This is a genomic window from Pseudonocardia oroxyli (assembly GCF_900102195.1).
GTDB classification, from domain to species: Bacteria; Actinomycetota; Actinomycetes; order Mycobacteriales; family Pseudonocardiaceae; genus Pseudonocardia; species Pseudonocardia oroxyli.
Genome location: NZ_FNBE01000025.1, coordinates 1 through 17,666, shown reverse-complemented (window position 1 = coordinate 17,666; position 17,666 = coordinate 1). Strand labels below are relative to the sequence as shown.

Below are 17,666 nucleotides of genomic sequence, written 5' to 3'. Positions count from 1 at the left end.
GTCTTCCTTGCTCATGAGGGAAAGGTGACGTCACTTGCCTAGGAGCGCCTCGATGCGTGCCTGAGCGTCCGGGTTCGCGATGCACAGCGCCTGCGCCGCCGCATCGACGAGTCGGTTCTGATCGCCCACCACCCGCATGGCGCCTTTCGCCAAACGGAGCGCCATCGGATCGGCCTGCGACAGCTCGTGTAGCAGTGCGGCCAGCTGTTCGTCGAGGTTTTCCGCGCTCGCCAGTCGCTGTACGAGCCCGATCCGGGCCGCCTCAGCGCCGGATATCCGACGCCCAGTCAGTGTCAGGTCAACAGCAATGGATTCGCCGACCAGGCTACGAAGTCTGCTGAGACCACCCGCGCTCGGAATCAACCCGAGAGTCACCTCGGGAAGTCCCCATCGGGCGTCGGGAGTCGAGATGCGGAAATCACAGGCGAGCGCAAGCTCGCAACCACCGCCCAGGGCAAATCCATCTACCACGGCCACCGTTGGATACGGGTGGTCGTAAAGCTGGTCGAAGACTTTACCGGTGGACCTGTCCAAGGAATCGTTCGTGGTGCGGGCGCGGACTGAGACGAGATCCGCGCCGGCCACGAACATGCCCGGAGCCGCGCTCCGCAAGACCAGTGGAAGTCGCTGTGACGCAGCAACCTCAAGCGCGTCGACGACCGAAAGCGCGACCTCCGGTGTGAATACGTTGCGCCGCGCTGGATTGTTGAATGACACGGTCACGGCGTTTTCGGTGACCACGATCGCGACCTGGCTCGACTCGCCGGCCGCGCGCGCCTCCAATCCGGGAGAGTCCCGCCCGTCGGCGTCGACGCCACGCGCTGCCGACGGGCTGCCGTCACCGGTCCCGCCCTGAGGTGGGGTCATTGGGGTGCCCCCGAGTAACGGTCACGAAGTTCACGCTTGAGGATTTTTCCGCTGGCATTCTTTGGAAGCTCACCGACGAAATAGACGGCCTTCGGAGTCTTGAATCCTGCAAGTCTGGACCGGCAGAAGTCAATCAACTCGGCCGCCTCGAGATGGAATCCTGGCCGCGTCACGACTACTGCCGTCACGGACTCGATCCAACGTGGGTCCGCAACACCGACCACTGCCGCTTCCGCTACCGCCGGGTGCGCGAAGATCACCTCCTCGACCTCCCGACTGGCGACGTTCTCGCCCCCCGTCTTGATCATGTCTTTGACTCGGTCAACAAGATAGAGATAGCCCTCGGAGTCGAGGTAGCCGAGATCTCCACTGTGGAACCATCCTCCCCTGAAGACAGCCTCCGTCCGCTCCGGATCCCGCCAGTAGCCGAGCGTCGCCTGGGGATTGCGATGTACGATCTCGCCAACCTCGCCCACGCCCAGATGCCGCCCGTCGGCATCAACAATCCCCGTCTCCTCATGAAGGGTGGGAAGACCGCAGGACCCGGACTTACGGAACTGATCGTCGGGTCCGAGCATTGTGGTGACACCGCCGAGTTCGGTCTGCCCGTAGCAGTTGAAGAACCTTGCGTTCGGTAGCACCTCGAGAAGCTCACGAAGGACCTGAACGGGCATCGCCGACGCGCCGTAGTAAGCCAGCTCGATCGAACTCAGGTCATAGCGGAGGAAGTCCGGGTGCCGGAGCATCGAGATCCACACAGTTGGCGGCAACCACAGCTTCGTGATTCGATGCTCCTGCACGCACTGCATGATGTCCGCGGGCGCAGTGCCGTCCATGAGGACGTTCGTCGCTCCCAGGTAGACGTCGGGCAGAAGGAAACAGTGCAGCTGTCCGGCATGATAGAGCGGCATGACGTGGAGTTCCCGGTCATTGCTGCTCATCTCGCCGTAGACGACCATGCTTACGTACTGAGCAAGCAGGGCCCCGGTAGTCATCACCGCGCCTTTCGGCCGGGACTCGGTTCCACTCGTGTACATCAAGAACGCCACATCGGACGTCACAGCGTCGTCGAGACCCGCTGCCGCTGAGTCTGCAAGATCTCGAAACGAGACCCATGTCCCGTCGACACGAGGCGGGACGTCGCCGAATGCCACCGTCAGTGTGATGTCATCGACAAGATCTGCTCGCTTCATCGCCTCTATCGCCACCGGCACCAACTGCTCTTCGGCGAGTATGGCCGAGCACTCGGCATGCTCGAGGATGTAGGCGACCTCATCCGGGCCGAGATTGAAGTTGAGTGGGACGGAAACGGCACCGGCCCGCGCGATCGCGAAGACTGACACCGCGTAGTCGATAGAGTTTCTACTGTATAGCGCAACTCGTTCGTTCGGCATGACGCCACGCTCACGCAACGAAGCCGCCACCCGGCTTACCGCAAGATCCAATTCGCCATAGGTATATGTCGTCTGGCCCTGTATCAATGCCTGCTTGTCGGCAAACTTCCGCGCAGAACGGCGGAGGAGTTCATCGATCGACTGACGTCGAGCCGCAGCGACATGTGCAGTCACCTCTGGCAACCCCTGGCTCAGTTCCATGGCCACGATGTTCAACCTCCGGTCTCCACGGATGACGCGACACCGCTGAGGGCATCGACACGAGCAGCGGATCGGCCATCGTCCACAGAGAGTCGGCCCGTCGATGGCCACGTACCCATCGAGAGTCGGACACTTCTGCATTGCGTGCCGCGCAGCATCGATGGCACCCATCTGAAACTGTATTTCAAATCTGGCTCCGTGTCAACGATCTCGTAAGCTCGTGGCCGCTCCTCACACCCACCTTCAGCGAGCGCCTTCCAGGCGCAGGCCCGCCAGACCGCCCTGCTGTCGCCAGTCATCCCACAGATCGAAGAAGGCATTCGTCCGCAATGGATACGACGACGCTCGCGGGAATCGGTTTTGCAGAGCGCCTTCGCCGTTGCCGCGGCCCGGCGTACAGGAAGCGAGGAACTCATCCTCGTCGTGCGCATGCTGCATCACCGTGCCGACCCATTCATGCTCGGCATTCTCGTCGACATCGAAGTAGCGCGCCCCCCGTCGGCATGTCTCTGCGATCACGTAGGCCGCATGGAGGGACGACTCGACCAGAGTGCGCATAAAGTTGAACGACTGCGTCACCTGCTGCCGAGTGTCGGGGAACAACACCAGATTGGGGAACCCACTCGTGAAGATCCCGTGCAAGGTCGCAGGGCCTTCCGCCCACTTCTGTGACAGTCGAACCCCACCGGTCCCGGTGATATCCGCCCCGAGCCGCTCCGTGTACACATCATCTGCTGCCAAGAATCCGGTTGAGTAGATGATGCAGTCAACCTTGTACAATGTACCGTCTACAACGAGGCCATCCGAGGTGATGCGATCGACCCCTCGACCATTGGTGTCGACCAACTCGACGTTCGCTCGGTTGAATGTGTCGAGGTAGGCGTCATGGAAACCGGGGCGCTTGCAGAGATACTGATAGTAGGGCTTTAATTTGGCAGCTACAGCGGGGTCTCTGACCACGTCGTCGACCCTTGCCCGTAGCCGCTCCATCTTGGCGAGGTCGGCCATCTTCGCGACCTGCTTCGCCTCGTCCTTCGGGACACCCGCCTGACGCAGAGGTTCGATCAAGTCCCAATAGATGTCGCTCCACCCATCGCGGATGAGGTCCTCCTCGAAGTCCTCCCCGACGGTGACGGCCGCATGATTACGTAGGCGCTCCCGCTGCCAACCAGGCTCAAGGCCTTTGAACCACGAGACGTCGGTGGCCTCATTGTTTCGCGGTGCTACCGTGCTGGGCGTCCGCTGCACCACATAGAGCTTCTGTGCTGCACGCCCCAGCCAGGGGACGGCCTGCAGCGCGGTCGCCCCGGTCCCAATGATGGCGACGGACCTGTCGGCCAATCCATCCAGCTCGAGGTCTGGTCCTCCACCGGTGTACCGGTAGTCCCACCGGCTGGTGTGGAATGAAGCCCCGTTGAATTCTTCGATTCCCTGGATCGCCGGAAGCTTCGGCCGACTGAGCGCACCCCCGACGGCAGAGACGACGAAAGACGCCCGAATCTCGTCGCCACGATCCGTCTCGATCTGCCAGGCATGGCCCTCGTCGTCCCACCGCATATCGGTGACCGACGTGTGAAAGAGCGCACGCTCATAGACACCGTAACGGCGCGCGATCTGCTGAGCGTACGCATAGATCTCGCTCTGTCGGGCGTACCGTTCTGTGGGCATATAGCCCATCTCCTCCAGCAGAGGAAGATAGGTATAGGAATCGATGTCGCACGAGGCGCCTGGGTAGCGGTTCCAGTACCACACCCCCCCGACATCGCCCGCCTCATCGAGCATCAGGAAGTCCTCGATACCCTGCGCCCGGAGCCGTTGAGCCATGAGCAGCCCACCAAAACCGGTGCCGATAATGACGACGGTCTTCGACTCCTTCCGGTGGGTGCGTTCCGTCGGCTTCGTGTAAGGGTCGTCGGCATAGCGCTGCAGCGCGCCGGTCATCGCCAGATAGCTGCCTCTATCCGCGGTCAGGCGCTTCTCGCGTTCAGCGCGATACTTCGCCTCGAGCTCCGCCGCGAGTTCCGGGGTATTGATGTCGTCACTCACCTAACCACACGCCTCCACTCCTGTTGGCACTCTGGCTTGTCTCCTCGGCAGGCGGCGCGCAATGACCGTCAGCACGTCTCCCGCCATCCCAACACGGTCGTCCGCGCATGCCGACGTTCCGGTCACCTGCGAGAACAGCGGCAGAGCCGCCAGGCTGAGGCCGCCGCGACGGACAGTCTGGCCGGGCCACTGCCGGATCGACGACACGGACAACGCCACACGGCCGCTTTGCCTCATGTTGACCAAGCCGGTTCACGAGTAGCAGCCGGGCATCTCGTTCCTTACACAACAGGGCACGCCGACCTCTCCGCGTCCGAGGCCGACGTCGTGGTTGCGTCCGCGCTGGGTATCCGCGACAGAACGGTTCCGCTACCAGGCGTATCCAGCGGCGTGTACCAGGAGTCATGCTTGCCAGCCGAAGTGGTGCGGCACCGCGCGAGGGTCCTCGGAACTCCCCAACACTCTGCACCACCGCCCTGGGCAGCCCGACAGCAAGCGGAACCCGGGTCCAGATTCGGATCCTGCCAGCGTGAAACTGGATGTGTCAACTCGAAACTAGCACGGTGCGGCTGCGCCATGGCCCTCGGCGGTTCGACTTCTCTGTCTCGCCACGATGCGACCTGCCGAGATGCATCCACGGCACCGCCATGACCGGTGCGCTGCCGACGGAAGCAGACCCGAGGATGGTTCACAGAACTCGCCCCCCTTGCAGCCAGGTAGTTGACCAGGCAAATCAGGTCGCACGACGGGCACGCAGGACCTGGCAGCTCGCCCGACTTCGCCGCTCGCCTTCTCGCTCAGTACGCCAGGAGGTTGCAGTCTAACTCTGCCGCCACCGGATGCCTTACGGGAAGAGTTTCGTCGATCCGACACTCGCGGCCACGACTCGCCTCGACGCCAGACGGAGACCGCCAGGACGGGCCGCGTACGGCTTGACGGGATGTTGTCGTCGCCCTGTAATGGGCCTGGGTGGGCGAACCAGCTCGAGGCCGTGGTCAGCAGTCGCGCAGCCTGCGTCACGTCACGAGAACGGTCCCTGTCTTCCGTGGTGTAACGGGGACTGGCGGTCTCAGACGATCGGCACCCGCTGCTCGCTCCGGTCGGCCTCGGTCGCAGGTCCGGGCGGGCTATCCATCGAAGTTGCCCCTGGACGGAGACACTCGGATGATGATCGATTTGAAGGGTAAGGTCGCTCTCATCACCGGAGCGAGCTCCGGAGTCGGAGCAGCGACTGCTCGCTTGCTCGCCGAGGTGGGCGCACACGTCCATTGCACGGACATCAACGAGGAGCGCCTCACAGCCGAGACCGCTCGCCTCCGCGAGGACGGCCTCGACGTCAGCGCCGAGGCCGTGGACGTCTCCGACGAATCGGCTGTTGCGGCCTGCACAAGGTCCCTCGTGGAGCGTCGGTCCAGGCTCGACATCGTCATCGGCTCCCATGGCATCAACAGCGTCGACGATGCCGACATCGGTGTGCTGTCGCGCGGCACCTACGAGCGGATCATCGAGGTGAATCTGGGTGGCACCTTCAACTTGGCGCGCCATACCGCGGAACCACTCAGGAGCTCAGGAGCGGGCACGTTCATCGCGGTGGCGTCCATCGCGGCTTTCTCGGCGCCAGCGGGGCCGGCGTACGCCGCGAGCAAGGGAGGGATCGTCTCCCTCATCCGAGCGATGAGCTACCAACTCGCGCCCGACAACGTGCGCTGCTTCAGCGTCAGCCCTGGGGGTGTCGACACCGAGATGGCGCGGACCGCCCTGCGCAAACGAGGACTCGACAAACTTCCCATCCTGCCCGGTACGTTGCCTCGGACGGGTGAACCTGAGGACATCGCGCGAGTCATCCGTCTCTTGGCGTCGCCCGAGACGAGCTTCATGGCCGGGTCCAACGTTACCGTTGACGCAGGCAAGACGCTCCATTAGGCCACCCGTCTGCTCGTCGCTTCGAGCCAATGGGGACTGCCCAGAGTTCGGTTGACTTCAGTCCTGTGAGGATGTGCTCCTCACTGGAAGGACCGTCATCGTGCCCAAGCCGTTCCCGAAGGAGTTCCGCCGCGACGTGATCGCCGTCGCCCGCGAGGGCGACCGGTCCGCCGCCGCGGTGGCTCGCAGTTTCGAGATCTCCGAGTCCTGTCTGCAGCGCTGACTCGCCCTGGGTTCGGTGGAGGCTCTTGACCTTGGAGACGAGGATGGAGCCACGCCGAGAGATCAGTCGCCGGGCAAGCCGACAACGCGTCGCTACTCCGACCCGAGTTTGATCAAACGCCTTAAGTGCGTCACGCGGGTCAGCCGCGCAGCGCCGTGACGACCGGCTTGAGGTCGGCCGGGATCTGCGGCGGGAAGGTGTGCTCGGTGCCGTTGACCGCGATGGTCGCCGAGCGCAGCGACCGCATGTTGCGGACGATTCGGCGGATGGACAGCCCGGTGCGGGCTTGCGCGGTGCGTGCGACGGCAAGGGCTGCGAAAACGATGGTCAGGTGGGCTTCGATGCTGTCTCGGGTGCGATGGAACATCGGGCGGGCGGCGAGGTCGGTCTTGCTCATCCGGAACGACGCCTCGACTCGCCAGAGGTCGTGATAGGCGCCGATGACCTCGGCCGCATCCATGACCTGGGCGGGCAGGTTTGGTGACGTAGCCCTTGAGCCCGGCCGGCCGCCGCGCTCGGGCCAGCGCCTTCTCGTCGAGGACCTGCCCGTCACCGGCATTCTTGACGAACTGCGGGGTGCGGGCGGTCTTGTCGCCGTTGACGACCTCGCGGGCTCGCGTTTCCTGGGCGTTGAGGGTGCGGTTGTCCCGGGCGAACCGCTTGGCCGAGTAGGACCAGACCGCTCGCCATGAACCCGGATGAGCTTGCGGTCCCAGACCGGCTCGGCGCGTAGCGCGGTGTCGTTCGCGATGTCCGCCCCGCGCTTGGGGGTGATCGTGTCGACGTACTGGCCGTCGTCGAAGGCGTCGCCGTGCCAGTGGAAGTGCGACTCCAGGTCCATCGGCGCCTTGGACTGCCGGGAGCCGACGATGAACTTGAACCCCTGACGGTCGACCAGCAGCCCGACCACGACCTGCGGGTCGACCCGGCGCTCTGTGGAGAACCCGACCTTGCGCAGCCCGCCTTCCTCCTCGACCTCGAAGTAGAAAGTGATCACATCGTAGACCACCAGACTGACATCACCGCAGCTCAAAGCATACGCGAAGCACAGATCGGCGATCCAGTCCCGGTAGAAACCGACCCCGACAGCACCACCCTCGCCAGCAGGCGCCACTTCGTCCACCCCGCACTCAATGCGATCCTCGGCATCGTCGATCCGGGCGGCGCGGCGCAGGGTCCACCACAACGTCGGACAGGACGCCGGCTACCAGCCCACCTCGGCCAACACCCGACCCACATCCAGCAGCGAGGTCGGCCCGACGACGCCGGCGAGAACCAGCGAACACCTCATCGCCGACCTCGTCGAACCCGAGGCCGACCTAGACACCACCGAGCAGGTCCAACAGCAGCGCCGACACAGTCGCCACCACACTTCCCGCAGCAACCGCGTCCACCGTCGCCCGAGTAGCTACCAGCCGTGTCTCCCGCAGGTACGAACACGACCGGATCCGCAGACAGAGGGACCAACCGAGCCCTACAGGTGACCTTGGCCAGACCCAGGTCCAGTTCGCCCTGCGCGGCCTCGTCGAGCATCCCCTGCGCCCGCGCCATCAACACCCCGAACTCGACCTCAGTATGCGCGCAGCCCAGGCGCACGACAATCCGCTGACGGCGCCCGGACACACACTCCGCGATCTGCACCGCTCTCGCGCCCGAGCCCGTCCGGACCCGCCTGATGAACGCCACAACCGGTGAGCCTACCCGCCGATCAGTGCGTGAATCCCGCACCAAACCCAACCATCACCGCAGGTCACAGCCCCGCGCCCACGCCGAACCCGGATCGCTGATCAAACTCGGGTGCGCACCAGCAGGGTGCTCGACGCCATCGACAAGGCCCGCTGGTCACGCGGTACCCGCCTGGACGGGCTGCGGTGTCACTCCGATGCCGGGTCTCCGTTCATGTCGGTGCGATACGGCGAGAGGCTCGCCGAGATCGGCGCGGTCCCCTCGATCGGCTCGGTCGGGGACTCGTTCGACAACGCCTTGGCCGAGACCGTGAACGGCTACTACAAGGCCGACTGATCCGTGGGCCCGCCAGGGACGGGCCCTGGAGGACCGTCGAGGATGTCGAGTTCGCCACGCTGGGCTGGGTGCACTGGCACAACACCACCCGTCTGCACGGCTACCTCCACGACCGGCCACCAGCCGAACACCAGAAGGCCGTTCCACGCTGCCAAACGGGACGACCGCAAGACGGTCCAAATCCGAAAAGCCGGGCCTCCATCAGACCCAGGGCGAGTCGCCCCGACCAACGCATCCTGGCTCAACTGGACCGAAGCCGGAGTTCACCGCGCTGCGCTACTTCACCCTCGACGACAGCGACTACCACTCCCACACCACTCAAGAAGCCGCGACCCAACGTTGCCTGGCACCGAACCAAGAGATCACGCGGTCGCTGTCACACCCACGCCGGCGAAGTTGACCCTACTCCCTCTCTATTCTGGGAACAACCAGACGACTCGGCGTTGCGGGGCCGGTGTGAACCGCGTTCACAGCTCCTGCATGATATTCAGGATCGTAGACCCGAGCGATATCTTGAAATACGCCCGGTCCTTCGCTCGCCGTGATTTCGATTCGGAATCGCCAGCCTGCCCTTACTCGTGCAGTCGCCGGGAGCAGTTCGACGGCTAGCTCCACGATTTCTGCCGACACTAACGGCAGATAGTCCTCCTCGGTATGCGTGTGCCATGGGCGCTCGGCGGTCGACCTTGACGGGTCGGTCTTCCGATGTGATGCCTTTAAGAAGCCCCAGGTGAGGGGCGCCCTCGGACTCTCCTCCCGTGTGCCGTAATGCACTTCCTCTTCACCGTCGAAAACTCGGAGGGCGACATACACGTCGGCATCCGAGGTCGACGAGGACACGAACAGGTTAGCGGTGAAATGACCGATGAGATCCAGGTCCTCATCCAGCGGTTCAGTATAGAAGTACGCGCCCGGACGAGGCTCCGCACCGTTCACTTCTGCGGAATATTGGATGAGAGCATCAACCTGCGGCGCCCCCCATCCAGCCGACCCGTCGGACCCGTCCAAAAAGAGTTCTTGATAGGCCGTGCCTGCCGGAGGCCACGCGTCCGCGCTACGCCACTCGATCTCGTTCGCACCCTTTCGGACGATCATCCGAACAGCTGGCAGGCTCACCTCCTTGGCTTTTGCATATTTGTCCATGAACGCGATCTGGTCCTTCAGCGTGTCATGTGTCATATACGACTGGTAGGCCGCATCCACGATGAGTAGGTGCTTGGGCCCTCTGAGCGCATTGAATGCTTCGATGCCGCCGCGACCATGGAGCATCATGGTCTGACTGATTGCCGTCATGACGGGGACGTCGATCTTGTCACAGCGCACACCCAATGGCGCATCGATGTCGTTCGTGTAGAATTCACCGTCAAAAGGATGCTCCTTCAAGGTCTTCAGGAAATCCACGTAGGGGCCATCAGCGCTCGGGCGAGCAGGCAGCACTCTTTCGTTGAACCACCATTCACGATAGTGTTCGTTGTAGATCCCGCCTGGATAAGCCAGCTCTCGATATCCGTCTTGATCTCCCGCAAACGGAATCATCGCGACGAGGGCAGGCGGGTGCATCGCGGCCACGGCCCACTGATTGGTCGCCTGGTAAGACGCACCTACGAGGCCGACCTGACCGTCGCACCACGACTGCCCCGCGACCCACTGAATCGCATCGTAGTAGTCCTCGGCCTCTTGGCGTGAGAGGGGAGAGACAACCCCAGGCGTCTTGCCAATTCCTCGTCCATCGATGCGCACAATCGCGTAACCGCGCGGCACCCAATCGTGGGCATTGGCGGAAGCGGTATTCTCGAATGGACTGGTAGCCCGCTGGTCACCGACCTTCATCTGAAAGAAGGTGTCCTCTCGCGTCTCGCTAGCCTGCACCGCCGACGCCTCGATAGCGGATCCGGACCCGAATGCTTTCCCGTACAGGCCGAGGCGCAAGATTGCGGGTACACGACCCGGACCGGCCGGCAGAAAGACATCTGCCGACAGAAAGCTGCCGTCACGGGTAGGAATCTCGACGTCGCGGAGCAGTCTTATCCCGCGCAACGCCCGACGGAGATGGTTGCGCGCTTCCGCAACACTTCGAAGCCGAAGGCCCAGTTGCCCAAAGAGATCATGGACAGCCTGGCTGGTATCGAATCGGTCTGAATCGAAGTCGACCCCTTCCGCTCGGCGCGATACTTCTTCCACCTGCGAATCAGTGATCGTCACTCCATCGCGGAGGTCCGAATCGTCTCCGAAGCTTTGCAGAAAGCGTGCGCGATTGGTCACTCCGTGCGACGACAGTGGGTCCTTCGCATCGGTAGGCACAAGGTCGACAGTACTGATCGCTGCCGCACCGATGGTTTCACCGATGATGACCCCGCCCAGCGAGAACGTGACAGTCTCGCCTACCGTGAAGGTAAATACCCCGTCGACGCCGATAACACCACTTCCGGAGCCCGTTGAATAACGAAGACCGATGAATGGACCGTCAACAAAAACGCCCGATCTAAGATTATGAGCCACCGCTCCATCATGCTGCCCAGCAGACATCACTTGGTTGAACCTCCCTGCTCGTGCCGGCTTCGATCCGGCGAAAATGAAGTCGAGCGGTGCGACGCTCTATTTCACAGAAGACTACGAAGACGCGTGAGTGTGCGGCCTGGATCGAAAGCAGACGCTCGCGAGGACTCGCCTGCCTCAACCATCACCACATCAAGAGCGCGACTGGAATGACCTCCTTGCTTCGGTCGGCGAAACCGTATCGCGTGTGCCACCAGATGAGGCTTCAGGACTCACGCCGCTCTCGGGCTCGAGGCGAGGTGGCCGCACACCTGCTCGCGGTATGGCCAACTTGCCTCCACCGGGTGATGATTGGTAAGACGCTCTGGATCGTCAAGCTTCCGTGATCACCGGGTCTACCGGGGAGCACAGCCGGCGACCGGCGGTGACCACGACCTCGAACGTTGCCCAGTCACCTGACTCCGGCCGGGCAGCCGACGGCCGGATCGGCAACGGCGGTCCAGCTCGGCGAGGACACCTCATGTGGGTCGCAGACGACCTGCCGGGGACCCCAGACGACCGCGTCACCTCCACACCGACGAAAGGTTGACCATGTCCAGCAGCCCGTCCAGTGATGACGTCAGATCCTACCTGTTCGAGCGCAACAACTGGGGACGATGGGGTGAGCACGACGAACGGGGGGCGATCAACCTCATCACACCAGAGAAACGGCTCTCGGCCTTGGCGTCAGTGCGCACAGGCGAGACCTTGAGCTTGAGTCGACCTATATCTACACGAGCCTCGGGCAACAATCCGCAGCCTGCTTTGCACTACGTGAAGACCTGGCATGGCAGCGGCGATGAAGTCTCCCCGCGATCAGCCACGGCAGAGTCGGGCGGATTTGCAGCCGATTTTTACGGGGTGTTCTATCACGGTTGCAGCACGACCCATCTCGACGCGCTTTCCCACGTCTGGGATGAACAAGGGCTGTACAACAACCGGGATCCCGCCGATCACATCACCTCGGACGGCGTGACCTTCGGCGGCGTCCAGCACTGGTCCTCAGATATTGTGACCCGTGCCGTTCTGCTGGACATTCCCCGCTACCGTGGCGTCGATTATGTATCTGTGGACTCCCCGGTCCACGGGTGGGAACTCGAAGGCGCGGCAAGACAGCAAGGCGTCGCTCTGACCCCCGGCGACGCCGTCTGCGTATACATGGGACGCGAGAAGTGGCAGGCAGACAATCCGGACACTTTGTATGGAGATCACGCCGCCGGCGAGAGACCTGGGATGCATGCCTCTTGCCTGCCGTTTCTCCGCGATAACGACGTCAGCGTTCTCGGTTGGGACATGCTAGACGCCAAACCATGGGCCTACGACGTGGCCTTTACCGTCCATGGGAGCATCTGGGCTTACGGATTGGCGCTCGTCGACAACATGGTGCTCGAGCCGCTCGCCGAGGCGTGTGCCGCTCGTCGAGCCCACGACTTCATGCTGCTTGTCGCTCCGCTGGTGGTGCCAGGGGGAACAGGTTCCCCGGTGAACCCCATCGCCCTGCTGTGAAGCAATGAGCCTTTGCCAACCTGATCATGCACCGGCGATCATGAGGGTTTGATCTGCGGCGATGAGCTTGTCCGCGGTGTTCGAGCTGGACCGGATCTTCCGCAGGACCCGCCGGTTCTTGAGTTCGGCAATGGCCCGCTCGCCCGGACCGCGGCGGCGCGCGTGTGCGGTGTTGGCCTCTCGCTGGTTGCGCGAGAGCTTCTTGAACTTCCCGGTCTCGGGGTCCTTGCGCCGACGCCGCTGCGGGACCGCCACGGTCGGGCCTTCGCCTTCGTAGGCGGTGTCGGCCGCAGCAGCGATGTCGTGCTCGGTCAGCGCGTCGATGATTGCATGGTCGCGGGCGGCACCCATGTCGTGCCGCGCTCCGGGAAGCGGTGGAGAGATCCACACCAGCCCGCCGACCGGGTCGGCGATGACCTGCGCGTTCAGCCCGTGGGCCCTGTGCTTGCCCGAGTAGAACGCGCGGTCGTACCCGGACGCCATACCGACCCGGTCGATGCGCAGCAGGGTGCCGTCGAGGATCACGAACGCCTTCCGTTTCGCGACCTCGATCGCCTGCTCCAGCGTGGGCGCCTTCGCTGCGAGCAGGTCGAGACCTTCGCGGATGTAGCGGTACACCGTGGAGGTGCCGACCCTGAACCCGCAGGCCAGCTCGGCGTAGGTGTCGTTCTTGCGCAGGTGCGCGACCACGAGCAGGGCTTGGCGGCCTGCGGGGAGATTGCGCCACCGGGTCCCGCGCCCGTACGGCGGCCGCGCTAGTGTCCTGAGTCAGTGATTCATTTGCAGTAGTGGGCGACGCTGTCGAGGATCTCGTCGGCGGTCTTGGTCCAGACGTAGGGCTTGGGATCGTCGTTCCAGGCTTGATCCAGGTCTTGATCCAGGCCTTGACATCGGCGTTGAGGGCTCGGACCGAGCGGTGCGTGGAGCGCTGCAGCTTCTTGGTGGTCAGCTCGGCGAACCAGCGCTCGACGAGGTTGAGCCAGGAGCTGCTGGTCAGGGTGGAGTGCAGGACGAAGCGCGGGTGCGCGGCCAGCCAGGTGCGGATCGCCGGGGTCCTGTGGGTGGAGGCGTTGTCCAGCACCACGTGCACGTCGAGCTCGGCGGGGACCTCGCGGTCGAGGGTGCGCAGGAACTTCCCGAACTCGATCGCGCGGTGGCGGGAGTGCTGGGAGCCGATGACCTTGCCGGTGGTGATGTCGAGGGCGGCGTAGAGGCTGGAGGTGCCGTTGCGGACGTAGTCGTGACTGGCCCGCTGCGGGCTTCCGGGCATCATCGGGAACACCGGCTGGGTGCGGTCGAGCGCTTGGATCTGGGTCTTCTCGTCCACGCACAGCACCAGCGCCTTCTCCGGCGGGTCGAGGTAGAGCCCGACGACGTCGCGGACCTTGTCCACGAACAGCGGGTCCTTGGGCAGTTTCCAGGTGTCGGACTTGTGTGGGGCCAGCCCGAACGCCCGCCACACCCGCGACACCGTGGTCTGCGACATGCCCTGGCGGGCGGCCATTGACCGGGTCGACCAGTGCGTCGCGTCCGTCGGGGTGCTCTCGAGGGTGTCGGTGACCAGGCGCGCGACCTGCTCGTCGGTCACGGTGCGAGGCCGGCCCGGGCGGGGATCGTCGACCAGCCCGTCGAGCCGGCGGGCCGCGAACCGCGACCGCCACGTCGTCACCGTCGGCCGAGACACCCCGAGCCGGGCCGCGATCTCGGTGTTCGATCCACCCCTCAGCGGCGGCGAGCACGATCTTGCTCCGAATCGCCAGCCCAGCAGCGCTGGTCCGACGACGAGCCCACGACTCCAACCGGGCGCGCTCGTCGTCAGACAGCTCAATCAGTGCCGGCTTCGGGCCTCGCGTCGCCATACCGCAGCCTGACAACCGACAACGATTTAACGACTCAGGACACTAGGGTCGGCGAGCAGGTTGAGCCCGCGGCTGGACATGGTCATCTCGGACGGGTAGGACAGCACCTTCAAGCTCCTGGTTGGACGGTCTGGTCTCAGCAACCGCTCGTCTACCAGGAGCTTCACCAATTCGCGGCTACGCCAAGCCGCATACGCGCTGACCTGCCCGTCCAGCAGGTTGGCAAAGGTTCACTGGGCCGCGATGGGCCATAAGCTGGTCGGCCGCCTGCTCGGCCGGCTCATGGAGTCCTCCGTCGCCGGCTCACCAATGAGCTCCAACAGATCCAACCCGTTCGTTCGGAACCGACATATTATCACCGAACCGTGACCAGGTTCGGGCCCGCCTCGTGACTGAGCGCTTAGTCAGCCGCATATGTTCGCTTGGCGAACCGCCACTCACCGTCGACCTTCTCAAGGCGACAATGATATGAGCCGGAACTCACCTCGGTCCGAGGGCCGGAGGAGTCAGATCGGACCGTCACCCGCAAATACGCTCGCAGGTAAGCCGTCTTTTCGTCACCGTCGACCAGGACGTCGGTCAATACATGACGGATGTGATCGGGTCGCTCGCCGACAGATCGAGCGAATTCTGCCAATCTGGCCCTCCCCTTAATGATGATGTCCCCGGTGTCGAGTTCGCCGTCCGACAGGAAGAGCGCGGCGAAAGCATCGCCGTCCCCCGCATCGAGCGCATGATTGTATCGTGCAGCAATCTGTTGAACGGCGACAATGTCATGAGTATGCAGGGGCATTTCCCACCTCATTGCTCGGTGCAGTCGACCCGGTGCGCACGTCGCACCACCAATCTTTCCCAGAACGAGGGCCATCATAAGCATGATGCGACCCATCCAGCAGCGACGGAACCGGTAGAAGGGCGGCCTGCGTCGGGAGAGGGGCACGGTGGTCGGGCGGACCGTTCGGCCCAGCACGTGGTTCCAGTAGCCGCGCCGATGCCATGCGGATGACCGTCACCCTGTGAGCGCGCCCGCGGCACCCAGCATGCCGTGAATCTAGCACCCGTCGGCAATCCATACCGTAAGATCCTCGATAAGAGACCGCCCAGGCTCGGGCGGCCCGGCGACGCGATGTCGCTTCGGCTTCGATTGAACGAACACCCTTATGGCAGACGAGGAACAGGCGAAGATGGCTGAGACGACGGTCCACGGAGCGAGGTCTGAGCGTACCCGCAGCGGTGACGTCCGCTTGCTCCGCGACCTGGTGCTGGACACCGACTCATGGACGTCGTGGGACGTGCCCATCGCTCGGCCGGAACAGAACGACCTCTACGCGCGAGAGTTGATCGCCGCAGCCGAGCACTCTGGCCAGGACGAGGCGATCATCACGGGCGAGGGTCGACTGCGAGGGCGACGAGTTGCCGTCGTAGCTGGGCAGTTCGGCTTCCTTGCCGGGTCGATCGGTGTCGCCGCGGCGGAGAGGCTGATCGCCGCGGTCGAGCGAGCGACGGAGGAGGGCCTTCCGCTGCTTGCCGCCCCGGTCTCCGGTGGCACAAGGATGCAGGAGGGAACAGTGGCGTTCCTGCAGATGATCGGGATAACCGCAGCGATCGCCCGGCACAAGCAGGCCGGCCTCCCCTACCTGGTCTACCTACGCGACCCGACGTTCGGCGGAGTGTTGGCCTCATGGGGGTCGACGGGCCATGTGACCATTGCCGAGCCGGGCGCGTCGATCGGCTTCCTGGGGCCACGTGTCTACCAGACGCTGTACGGGGAGCCCTTCCCCGAGGGAGTGCAGACCGCTGAGCATTTGGCCGAGTACGGTCTGATCGACGCCGTTGTCAAGCACGAGGACATCGCCGAGGTCGCCGACCGGGCCCTGCGGGTACTGGCCGCACGGCAGACATGGCACCTCGACGTGGCGGACGCATCACGACCGGCGATCGAGGACGGTACCGCCGACGACGATCCCGAGGACGGTCGCACGGCCTGGGAGATAGTGGTCGCATCGAGACGATCCGATCGGCCCGGGGTCCGGCAGCTGCTGCGCACCGCGGCCACGGATGTGGTCGGGCTGTCGGGGACCGGTGCAGGCGAGCGCGATCCCGGGCTGCTGTTGGCGCTGGCTCGCTTCGGCGGCGCCCCGTGCGTCGTGCTCGGCCAGGACCGACGAGGTCAGTCCCTCTTTGCCCCGCTGGGCCCCGGTGCGCTGAGAGAGGCCCGCCGAGGGATGCGTCTCGCTCAGGAGCTGCGGCTGCCTCTCGTGACACTCATCGATACGCCTGGCGCGGCGCTGTCACGGGAGGCCGAGGAGGGTGGGCTGGCCGCGGAGATCGCCCGCTGCCTCCAAGACATGGTGATGTTGGAGGCGCCGACCCTGGCGGTGCTGCTCGGGCAAGGCACCGGTGGTGGGGCGCTGGCGCTGGTGCCCGGGGACCGTGTGCTGGCCGCCGCCAACGGATGGCTCGGCCCCCTGCCGCCCGAGGGAGCGTCCGCAATCGTGCACCGCACCGTCGACCGCGCCGGGGAGCTGGCCGAGCAGCAAGGAGTCAGGGCGACGGACCTCTGGCGGGCCGGAATCGTCGACCGCGTGGTACCCGAGTATCCCGACGCCGCCGACGAACCCGCGGAGTTCTGCCTAAGGCTGGGACGCGTACTCGGTGAGGAGTTGGCTGGCCTGCTTGGCCGGGAGGATCGCGAGCGCGTCCGCAGCCGCCTGCACCGCTACCGTCGTCTTGGCAGATAGGGGTCTGCCCAGGGTCTGGTTGAGCCGTGTCGGGTGGGTGTTCAGGCCGCGTGGGCGGCCGAGGTGAGTATCTCGGACTCGACTGGGGTGAGCCTGCCGAGGCTGTCCTGGCGTCTTCGGCGGTGGTGGGTGCGCTCGATCCAGGTCATCATCGTGAGCCGGAGCTCGGCCCTGGTCGACCAGCGGCGCCGATTGAGCACGTTCTTCTGCAGCAGGCTGAGGAAGGACTCCATGGCGGCGTTGTCTGTCTGCGCACGTTCCGACCCGTCCCATCGACCCGCGTAGCTGCGCCTCGCGGAGAACGCTCTGGTAGGCATGCGATCGGAACTGGCTGCGCGGTCGGAGTGCA

10 protein-coding genes and 5 pseudogenes are annotated in these 17,666 nt (G+C 64.4%); 5 read left to right on the top strand and 10 right to left on the bottom strand.

Annotated elements, in window-relative coordinates; all coding sequences use genetic code 11:
* Positions 1-30 precede the first annotated feature (30 nt).
* From BLS43_RS27550 to BLS43_RS27540, 3 genes are all read right to left on the bottom strand, one after another.
* Entirely contained in the window at positions 31-783 is a 753-nt protein-coding gene (locus BLS43_RS27550; RefSeq protein WP_176921596.1) for an enoyl-CoA hydratase/isomerase family protein, read from the bottom strand.
* Positions 784-863: 80 nt separating this feature from the next.
* Positions 864-2,462, bottom strand: coding sequence for a fatty acyl-CoA synthetase (locus BLS43_RS27545; protein ID WP_093089652.1), 1,599 nt, complete (start codon positions 2,460-2,462; stop codon positions 864-866).
* A gap of 243 nt (positions 2,463-2,705) precedes the next feature.
* Positions 2,706-4,508 carry a flavin-containing monooxygenase gene (locus tag BLS43_RS27540; protein ID WP_218130035.1) on the bottom strand — a complete coding sequence of 601 codons (1,803 nt, stop codon included), beginning with the start codon at positions 4,506-4,508 and terminating at the stop codon, positions 2,706-2,708.
* 1,164 nt (positions 4,509-5,672) lie between these two features.
* Between BLS43_RS27540 and BLS43_RS27535 the strand changes: the two genes are divergently transcribed.
* Both BLS43_RS27535 and BLS43_RS31800 read left to right on the top strand, forming a co-directional pair.
* Positions 5,673-6,431 (top strand): SDR family NAD(P)-dependent oxidoreductase, encoded by a 759-nt coding sequence (locus tag BLS43_RS27535; RefSeq protein ID WP_093089627.1) that lies wholly within the window; start codon positions 5,673-5,675, stop codon positions 6,429-6,431.
* A 100-nt stretch (positions 6,432-6,531) separates the two neighbouring features.
* Positions 6,532-6,654 carry a hypothetical protein gene (locus BLS43_RS31800; protein WP_281245876.1) on the top strand — a complete coding sequence of 41 codons (123 nt, stop codon included), beginning with the start codon at positions 6,532-6,534 and terminating at the stop codon, positions 6,652-6,654.
* A 139-nt stretch (positions 6,655-6,793) separates the two neighbouring features.
* Here BLS43_RS31800 and BLS43_RS27530 read toward each other — a convergent pair.
* Positions 6,794-8,021, bottom strand: a pseudogene (locus BLS43_RS27530) (IS1634 family transposase); the annotation flags it as partial.
* A 433-nt stretch (positions 8,022-8,454) separates the two neighbouring features.
* Here BLS43_RS27530 and BLS43_RS27525 point away from each other — a divergent pair.
* A pseudogene (locus BLS43_RS27525) lies at positions 8,455-8,862 on the top strand (integrase core domain-containing protein); the annotation flags it as partial.
* 216 nt (positions 8,863-9,078) lie between these two features.
* Here BLS43_RS27525 and BLS43_RS27520 read toward each other — a convergent pair.
* On the bottom strand, positions 9,079-11,202 hold the full coding sequence (locus tag BLS43_RS27520; RefSeq protein ID WP_143030263.1) for a CocE/NonD family hydrolase: 2,124 nt from the start codon (positions 11,200-11,202) through the stop codon (positions 9,079-9,081).
* Between the two features lie 561 nt (positions 11,203-11,763).
* Between BLS43_RS27520 and BLS43_RS27515 the strand changes: the two genes are divergently transcribed.
* Positions 11,764-12,717 carry a cyclase family protein gene (locus BLS43_RS27515; protein ID WP_093089625.1) on the top strand — a complete coding sequence of 318 codons (954 nt, stop codon included), beginning with the start codon at positions 11,764-11,766 and terminating at the stop codon, positions 12,715-12,717.
* A 24-nt stretch (positions 12,718-12,741) separates the two neighbouring features.
* Here BLS43_RS27515 and BLS43_RS27510 read toward each other — a convergent pair whose 3' ends face one another.
* The 4 genes and pseudogenes from BLS43_RS27510 to BLS43_RS27500 form a co-directional block, all read right to left on the bottom strand.
* Entirely contained in the window at positions 12,742-13,242 is a 501-nt protein-coding gene (locus BLS43_RS27510; RefSeq protein ID WP_281245877.1) for a transposase family protein, read from the bottom strand.
* A gap of 54 nt (positions 13,243-13,296) precedes the next feature.
* Positions 13,297-13,425: pseudogene (locus tag BLS43_RS31795) on the bottom strand (helix-turn-helix domain-containing protein); the annotation flags it as partial.
* 68 nt (positions 13,426-13,493) lie between these two features.
* A pseudogene (locus BLS43_RS27505) lies at positions 13,494-14,576 on the bottom strand (IS630 family transposase).
* 400 nt (positions 14,577-14,976) lie between these two features.
* Positions 14,977-15,369, bottom strand: coding sequence for a nuclear transport factor 2 family protein (locus BLS43_RS27500; RefSeq protein WP_176921595.1), 393 nt, complete (start codon positions 15,367-15,369; stop codon positions 14,977-14,979).
* Positions 15,370-15,736: 367 nt separating this feature from the next.
* Between BLS43_RS27500 and BLS43_RS27495 the strand changes: the two genes are divergently transcribed.
* Entirely contained in the window at positions 15,737-17,317 is a 1,581-nt protein-coding gene (locus BLS43_RS27495; RefSeq protein ID WP_245707876.1) for an acetyl-CoA carboxylase carboxyltransferase subunit alpha/beta, read from the top strand.
* 41 nt (positions 17,318-17,358) lie between these two features.
* On the opposite strand, the pseudogene BLS43_RS31420 reads toward BLS43_RS27495, so the two are convergent.
* A pseudogene (locus BLS43_RS31420) lies at positions 17,359-17,666 on the bottom strand (integrase core domain-containing protein); the annotation flags it as partial.

What these genes read in the sequence shown, in the direction of transcription:
- BLS43_RS27545 (WP_093089652.1), bottom strand. Translation starts at nt 2,462, where the DNA reads ATGGAACTGAGCCAGGGGTTGCCAGAGGTGACTGCACATGTCGCTGCG.
- BLS43_RS27535 (WP_093089627.1), top strand. Translation starts at nt 5,673, where the DNA reads ATGATGATCGATTTGAAGGGTAAGGTCGCTCTCATCACCGGAGCGAGC.
- BLS43_RS27520 (WP_143030263.1), bottom strand. Translation starts at nt 11,202, where the DNA reads ATGTCTGCTGGGCAGCATGATGGAGCGGTGGCTCATAATCTTAGATCG.
- BLS43_RS27515 (WP_093089625.1), top strand. Translation starts at nt 11,764, where the DNA reads ATGTCCAGCAGCCCGTCCAGTGATGACGTCAGATCCTACCTGTTCGAG.
- BLS43_RS27500 (WP_176921595.1), bottom strand. Translation starts at nt 15,369, where the DNA reads ATGCCCCTGCATACTCATGACATTGTCGCCGTTCAACAGATTGCTGCA.
- BLS43_RS27495 (WP_245707876.1), top strand. Translation starts at nt 15,737, where the DNA reads ATGGCAGACGAGGAACAGGCGAAGATGGCTGAGACGACGGTCCACGGA.